The sequence below is a fragment of the Rhizobium sp. CBN3 genome, from assembly GCF_030518245.1.
Lineage (GTDB): Bacteria > Pseudomonadota > Alphaproteobacteria > Rhizobiales > Rhizobiaceae > Rhizobium > Rhizobium aethiopicum_A.
In genome coordinates this window covers 1-1,295 of the sequence record NZ_JAULSE010000075.1, presented here as the reverse complement: position 1 = coordinate 1,295, position 1,295 = coordinate 1, and the positions used below count along the sequence as shown (strand labels likewise).

Genomic DNA, 1,295 nt, shown 5'->3' with positions numbered 1-1,295 from the left:
CACGCCCGGAATGGACTTGATGTTCGATTTGACGTCGCATTCGGAAAGGGCCTTCGGCTCATCGCCAGGCTCGTCGCCGCTCGTTGCGACGCTGAGGTGCTTCTTGCGGCGCTTCGCCGCCTTGTCTGGATATTGCGCTAATACTTCCGCAATGAGCTGTTCATGCAAAACGCTGTCATTCTCGTAATCAAGGCTCATGGGCCCCTGCCCCCTTTCAAGGTTCGGGTTAGGTCGTCGTCGCCGAAGCGGCTTTCTTGGAAGGACGCGCTGGCGCAAGGGCCAGCGCGTCCTGTCGACAGCGGCAGTTATTGAGCCGCAACCACCGCTGACTCCTTGGCCTGTAGTTCGGCCAGCATCTGCTCGTCGCTCTTCATGATGCCGAAGTCGAGCAGCATGTCTTCGAGCTCTTCCATGGTAATCGGGGTCGGAATGGTCCCTTGGCCCGAATTGGCATGGATCTTCTCGGCTAGCGCCCGATATTCCCCGGCCTGCTTGGAGTCCGGCGCGTACTGGATCACCGTCATCTTCCTGAGCTCGGCGTGCTGGACGATGTTGTCACGCGGCACAAAGTGGATGAGCTTGGAATTGAGCCTGGCAGCCAGCGCCTCGGAGAGGTCGAGCTCGCGGTCCGTCTGGCGCTCGTTACAGATCAGGCCGCCGAGCCGCACGCCGCCGGAATGGGCATATTTCAGGATGCCCTTGGCGATGTTGTTGGCGGCATAGAGCGCCATCATCTCGCCGGACATCACGATGTAGATCTCCTGGGCCTTGTTCTCACGGATCGGCATCGCAAAGCCACCGCACACCACATCGCCGAGCACGTCATAGGAGACGTAGTCGACATCGTCATATGCACCGTTCTCTTCAAGGAAATTGATCGAGGTGATGACGCCGCGCCCGGCGCAGCCGACGCCCGGTTCCGGACCGCCGGACTCCACGCACTTGATGCCTTTGTAGCCGGCCTTGAGCACGTCCTCGAGCTCAAGGTCTTCCACCGAACCTTCCTGCGCTGCCAGATGCAGAACCGTGTCCTGTGCTTTGGCGTTCAGGATCAGCCGGGTGGAGTCGGCTTTCGGGTCGCATCCGACGATCAGGATCTTCTGCCCGAGGTCGACAAGCGCTGCGAGCGTATTTTGGGAGGTGGTGGACTTGCCGATCCCCCCTTTGCCGTAAAATGCGATTTGACGCAAATCTGACATATCGCCTTCCTTCTTTCGTTCCATCCATCGCTGAGTAAAAGGCAGGCAGCTCGCGCCGCCTCGCATGGCAATCTTCAAAACCCGTGCCATGTGGGC

The 1,295-nt window shown here is 59.7% G+C and carries 2 protein-coding genes; both read right to left on the bottom strand.

Annotated features, from left to right (window positions below; all coding sequences use genetic code 11):
- Positions 1-198: nitrogenase (locus tag QWJ46_RS30975; protein ID WP_016737551.1), on the bottom strand; the 198-nt coding region annotated here is incomplete at its 3' end.
- A gap of 107 nt (positions 199-305) precedes the next feature.
- Positions 306-1,199 (bottom strand): nitrogenase iron protein, encoded by an 894-nt coding sequence (nifH, locus tag QWJ46_RS30970; RefSeq protein ID WP_004675840.1) that lies wholly within the window; start codon positions 1,197-1,199, stop codon positions 306-308.
- Positions 1,200-1,295 lie beyond the last annotated feature (96 nt).

Bases quoted from the DNA above. Each gene is read 5' to 3' on its own strand.
- nifH (WP_004675840.1), bottom strand. From the start codon at position 1,199: ATGTCAGATTTGCGTCAAATCGCATTTTACGGCAAAGGGGGGATCGGC.